This is a genomic window from Longimicrobium sp., from assembly GCF_036387355.1.
In the GTDB taxonomy this organism is placed as follows: Bacteria; Gemmatimonadota; Gemmatimonadetes; order Longimicrobiales; family Longimicrobiaceae; genus Longimicrobium.
In genome coordinates this window covers 1-5,760 of the sequence record NZ_DASVTX010000484.1, presented here as the reverse complement: position 1 = coordinate 5,760, position 5,760 = coordinate 1, and the positions used below count along the sequence as shown (strand labels likewise).

Sequence of the window (5,760 nt, the reverse complement as noted above, 5' to 3'; positions counted from 1 at the left end):
GGACGCGGGCGCCAGCCTGATCGACCGGCTGATCGAGTCGCGCATCGCCGGCTACGTGTACGGCGAGGACGCGGCGTTCCTGCGCGGCGCCGGGCGCGACGCCCAGCTGCAGTCCGCGCTGCGGGTCCTGCGCGGCGCGCGCACCCAGGCCGAGGCGCTGGCCCGCGTTCCCGCGCGGCCGGTCATCGCCCCCGCGGCCACGCCCGCGGCGGCCGGCGCCTGATCCCCATCCGCCGGCCTTTTCTGATCGTCCCATGCAGTTCCAGCGGAGGGCCGGCCGGCCCTCCGCCCGTTCGTCCCCATCCAGGAGTTCGTACGTGAGACCCAACACCCGTGTGGCGGCGCTCGCCTGCGCCGCGGCCGCCCTGGCCGCGGTTCCGGCGCAGGCGCAGGCAGGCCGGCAGGAGCCGCTGAAGCACACCGCCCGTCCCACCACCAGCGCCATCACCCCGCAGGACCTGCGCACGCGGCTGTACATCGTCGCCGACGACAGCATGATGGGGCGCGAGTCCGGCACCCGCGGCAACGTGATGGGGACGGACTACATCGCCGCTGAGGCGCGCCGCATGGGGCTGCAGCCCGCGGGCGAGAACGGCACCTTCTTTCAGACCGTGCCGCTGGTGAACATCGGGGTGGAGAACGCCACGCTGAGCGCGGGCGGCCAGACCTTCCGCGCGGGGACGGACTTCATCCCCCTGCCGCGCTACGGCACCTTCCTGGTGTTCTCGGAACGCTTCAACGCCTCGTCCGGCGTGCCGGTGGTGTACGGCGGCCGCATCGGCGACGCGGCGTCCATGATTTCGCCGGAGCAGGCGCGCGGCAAGCTGGTGGTGTTCTCCATGGGCGCGGCGCAGCAGGGCGGGCCTCCCCCGTTCGCCTTCTGGGCCGGCGGCCGCACCTTTGAGCGCTACGCCGAAGCGGCGGGCATCGCCATCGCGTCGCTGGACATCACGCCCGAGGGCCTGCGCGACTTCTTTGGCGAGGCGCGCACCGAGATGGCCGGCAAGCAGCCGCAGGCCAGGCCGGCCCCGGCGGGGATGATCGTCACCACGGCGGTGGCGGAGCGGCTGCTGGGCAAGCCGCTGGCGCAGGCGCAGATGGGCGAGGCGGGCGGCACGGCCACGGGCGGCTTCACCTGGTCCACCCGGCCCACGCCCTTCCCGGCGCGCAACGTAGTGGCGGTGCTTCCGGGCAGCGACGCGCGCATGCGCGGCCAGTACGTGGCCCTGGGCGCGCACAATGACCACGTGGGAATGACGCACGACGCGGTGGACCACGATTCGGTGGCCATCTTCAACCGCCTGCTGCGCCGCGGCGGCGCCGAGGGCGAGCCGGACAGCATGACGGCGGAGATCGCGGGCCGCCTTCGCGCGGCGCTGGACAGCGCGCGCCGGGTGAGCCGTCCGCGCGTGGACTCCATCTTCAACGGCGCGGACGACGACGGCTCCGGCACGGTGGGGCTGCTGGAGATCGCGCAGCAGATGGCGGGCATGTCTACCCGCCCGCGCCGCAGCATGCTGTTCGTGTGGCACACGGCGGAAGAGAAGGGGCTGTTCGGCTCGGAGTACTTCGTGGACCACCCCACGGTGAACCGCGACAGCATCGTGGCGCAGCTCAACATCGACATGATCGGCCGCGGCGGCGCGGGCGACGTGGAGAACGGCGGGCCGGGCTACCTGCAGCTGGTGGGATCGCGCCGCCTGTCCACGCAGATGGGCGATCTGGTGGAAGAGGTGAACCGCACGGGCAGCCACGGCTTCACCTTTGACTATTCGATGGACGCCACCGGCCACGAGGCGCAGATCTACTGCCGGTCGGACCACGCCAACTACGCGCGGTACAACATCCCGGTGACGTTCTTTACCACCGGCGGGCATCCGGACTACCACATGCTCACGGATGAGCCGCAGTATATCGATTACGAGAAGATGGCCCGCGTGGCGCGCTTCGTGAGCGCGCTGGGCGTGCAGATCGCCAACCGCGATGCGCGTCTCACGGTCGACAAGCCGGGCCCCGGCCCGCAGGCGCCCTGCCGCCAGTAAGCGCGGCCGTGTGAACCACGAAGCCCCCTTCTCCCGGCCCGGAGAAGGGGGCTTCTGCTTTTTCGTGGTACGGATGGTTGCGGCGGTTGCCGTGCGTGTCGCGACGTTCGCTCGGCGGATGGTAGATCCTTCGGTCGCGCACGGGTTCGGCAGGCGGAGAGTACGTCGCGCGCTCCCTCAGGATGACAGGCCCATACGCGTGTATCTGATTGCAGTACAACGCGTTGCCATCCTGAGGAGGCGCCGGAGGCACCCGCAGCTGCACGAAACTCTGGCGCCGACGGAGGACCTACTGCGCCCGTGAGAACGGGCGTGCGTGTCGCAATGGCCCGCCGCGGCACCTCCGCTCCACCGGCGGCCTGCCGCTCACCTCGGCGCTGGGGGCGTCATTCTGAAGGAGCGTGCGCCGCGCTATCCCCGGTGCCGGATCCATGCGCGACTGAAGAATCCCGGACTGAAACGTCCGCCGCGCCACGGTCCGGCGTGGCGTGCTCCCGCCTCTCTCGCCGCACCCGCAGCCTCCGGGCGCGGCGAGCAACCTGGCGTGCATCGGATGCGGTGGCGCGGGATTCTTCGGTCGGCGCCAGGCTCTGGGGTGACGGACGGTGCGGCGCGGCGCCTCTCTCAGAATGACACCCATACTCCGCGGCACAAGGCAACCTGTGGTGCTGGTCTACTGTGCGGCGGGGCGGATCGACGGCGCGCGAGCCTTTGCATGTCGCTGCCGGTGCGACGCCATCCCCATCAACCCGGATGGCCGTGCACCTCGGCGCTGGGGCGTCATTCTGAAGGAGCGTGCGCTGCGCTTTCCCCGGCACCGCGTTCATGCGGGACTGAAGAATCCCGGCCCGAAGCATCCGCCGCGCGGCAGTCCGGCGCGGCGTGCTCCAGCCTCTCCCGCCACACCCGCATCGTGGGAGCACGGCGATTGTCCCGGTCAGCGGACGGCAAAGGCCGGCGGCTCGGGTGAGCCGCCGGCCTTTTCCATGACGGGAGCGCTGAGATCAGCAGCCCGTTTCGGGCGAGGTGTAGCAGCCGCCTTCCACCGTGGTGTCGCAGAGCGCCGTCGGGCAGTCACCGAAGAGCGTACAGCCCAGCGACGACGGGCAGGCGTCGATTTCCGAGCCGCAGCCCTGCGTCTGGGGCTTGGCGTGGCCGTTCACCGTTCCTTCGTGCGCCGAGGGCACCGTGGCGGCGTCGAACGACTGCACCTCGAGCGCGCCGACCTCCAGCTTCATCTTGCTCATGACAGGCTCCATCTTCAGGCGTTGATCTCATCCAGCGCGACACTCGCCGCGCCGTGGTTCATCAAGATAACGTCGGATTTAGATGCTGTCACCGTGAATGGTCCGCCATTTCTGGCGTGACGCAGATCAACGGAAGAGGCCGGCTGCTCCGTGCGGAGCGGCCGGCCTTCGTCCCAGAGGATCAAACGCGGATCAGCGAGTGGATGGCGAGTCGCTGGCCGAAAAGGCGCCGTCGCGCAGAAAGCGGGCGACGAGCCGGTGCACGTCGTGGCGGTTCATGATGAAGGTGTGCGCGGACGGAACGGTGGCGTGGTCCCGCGCGCCGTCCAGGTGCGTTTCGGCCACGCGCACCTTGCGGTCCAGCGTGCCGGCGATGATGCCCACGTCCACGTCCCCGGGAAGCGGCAGCGTACGCGCCGTGCTTTCCGCGTTCGTGCGCAGTTCGTGGATCATCGGCAGCAGCCAGCCCACCAGCGAGGCGTACCGGTCCGCCTTGGCGGAGCCCTGGTTGGGCGGCGCGAGCATCACGATGCGCCCCACCGGACCCACGTCCTCGTGCGCCAGCAGGCAGCGGACGATGATGTTGCCCAGGCTGTGCCCCACGAAGTGGATCGCCGCCGCGTCCCCGCGCTGCTCCTCCACCTCGCGCGCCAGCATGGAGGCGAGTTCCCGCACCGAACCCGTCGTGCGCCAGTATCCCCAGTTCACCACGCGGTAGCCGTCGCGCTCCAGGCGGCGGCGCAGCAGGAGCATGGAGAGCGGCGTGCGCCCCATTCCGTGGATCAGGAACACCGTTTCGCGGCGGTCGCCGGGAACGGGCGGCAGCGGGCGTGCGCGGCCGGCCATCAGCGCCGCCGCGCCGCCGGACGCCACGCCCTTCCGCGCGGCCAACGGCCCGGGAGTACCCGTACGCCCATCCACCATCTCGACTCCCTCGTTCTTCCATGCCGGTACCCGCGCGTCCGCCCGCGCGGGGGATGCGCACCCGAGCAGCACGACCGCCCACCCGGCCAGAAGGTACGTCTTCAATCCCAATCGGTTTCGCTTTCCAGGTTGGCGTATCGCACCACCACGGTCTTGCGGCCCACCGAATCGAACTCGATGGACGCCTTCACGTCGTTGCCGTAGCCGGTCAGTTCCTTGACCGTGCCAGACCCGAAGGTGGGATGGCGCACGCGCGCGCCCTTACGCAGCGACGGCGCGTCCTGCGAATCGGCGTAGTCCACCTGGTAGCCGGGATCACCGTCGTCGCCCCTGCCGCCCTTCCCCCCACCCCACGCCGAATCCCCGCCGAACAGCCGCTCACGGCGCGACGTGTACGAGCTTCCCTGCTTCCACGGCTGCGACCAGGACGACGAGCGCTCCAGAATGCGCGGCGTCTTGCGCGCTTCCGTAAGCTCCTCGGGGACGGTCTCCAGGAAGGGTGACGGCGCGCTGTCCATGTACTGCGCCCCGCGCCGCCGCCGCCGGGCGTGCACCAGATACAGCTTGCGCTCCGCCCGCGTCACCCCGACGTAGAACAGCCGCCGTTCCTCTTCCAGGTCTTCCGGCTCGTCGTACGCGCGGATGAGGGGAAACAGCCCGTCCTCCAGCCCGGTGATGAAGACGAAGGGGAACTCCAGTCCCTTGGCGTTGTGCAGCGTCATCATCGACACCGCGTCGGCCGTGGGATCGTGCTGGTCCACGTCCGCCACCAGCGCCACGTGGCCCAGGAACAGGTCCAGCGGCCGCGGCGACGTTTCCCCCGCTTCCTCCAGTTCCATCATCAGCTCGGGGTCCTCGTCCGCCAGTCGGCGCTGGATCTCGGCGGCGCCGGCGATCAGTTCGTCCAGGTTGGCCAGGCGGTCCTTGCCTTCCGGACCCTCCGCCTTGAGCGCCTCCACCAGCCCGGACTCGATCACCAGCTCGCGCAGAAGCTGGTCCAGCTCCACCCCTTCGAGCGAGGCGAGCGCGGCGTACTTGGCGACCAGCGCGGCCAGGTCCGGCAGCGCGCGGGCCGCCACGCCGCGGATGCCGTCCACCGCACCCGCCTCTTCGGCCGCGCGCAGCAGGGAGATGCGCCGCGACGCCGCGTGCTCCGCCAGCCGCGTCACCGAGGCGTCGCCGATGCCGCGGCGGGGAACGTTGACGATGCGCAGGAACGCCTCGTCCGCGGCCGGGTTGCTCACCAGGCGCAGGTAGGCGAGCGCGTCCTTGACCTCGCGGCGCTCATAGAACCGCGTGCCGCCGATGACGCGGTATGGCATTCCCTCGCGGCGCAGCCCCTCTTCCATGGCGCGGGACTGCGCGTTGGTGCGGTACAGGACCACGAAGTGCCGCAGCGAGAGGCGCGGATCGTCCGCCATGCGCGCCTGGATCTCTTCCGCCACCCAGCGCGCCTCGTCCGCCTCGTCCGCGGCCTCCACCAGGGTGATGCGCTCGCCCGCCGCGGCGTCCGTCCGCAGCGTCTTGCCCTTGCGGTTCACGTTGTG

5 protein-coding genes are annotated in these 5,760 nt (G+C 70.7%); 2 read left to right on the top strand and 3 right to left on the bottom strand.

The features are described 5' to 3' along the window. Nucleotides 1-223, top strand: a 223-nt coding sequence (locus VF665_RS20780; protein ID WP_331055381.1) for a hypothetical protein, incomplete at its 5' end; no start/stop codon positions are given. Nucleotides 224-317: 94 nt separating this feature from the next. Then, nucleotides 318-2,042, top strand: coding sequence for a M28 family metallopeptidase (locus VF665_RS20775; protein ID WP_331055380.1), 1,725 nt, complete (start codon nucleotides 318-320; stop codon nucleotides 2,040-2,042). A 1,004-nt stretch (nucleotides 2,043-3,046) separates the two neighbouring features. Here VF665_RS20775 and VF665_RS20770 read toward each other — a convergent pair. The 3 genes from VF665_RS20770 to VF665_RS20760 all read right to left on the bottom strand — a co-directional run. Beyond that, nucleotides 3,047-3,289, bottom strand: coding sequence for a hypothetical protein (locus tag VF665_RS20770; protein WP_331055379.1), 243 nt, complete (start codon nucleotides 3,287-3,289; stop codon nucleotides 3,047-3,049). A gap of 192 nt (nucleotides 3,290-3,481) precedes the next feature. Next, nucleotides 3,482-4,318, bottom strand: coding sequence for a hypothetical protein (locus VF665_RS20765; RefSeq protein WP_331055378.1), 837 nt, complete (start codon nucleotides 4,316-4,318; stop codon nucleotides 3,482-3,484). Beyond that, nucleotides 4,315-5,760 (bottom strand): ATP-dependent helicase (locus VF665_RS20760; RefSeq protein ID WP_331055377.1); only part of this gene is annotated, 1,446 nt, incomplete at its 5' end. The genes VF665_RS20765 and VF665_RS20760, both read right to left, overlap by 4 nt.

Coding starts and splice junctions, on each gene's coding strand:
- VF665_RS20770 (WP_331055379.1), bottom strand. CDS start 3,289: ATGAGCAAGATGAAGCTGGAGGTCGGCGCGCTCGAGGTGCAGTCGTTC.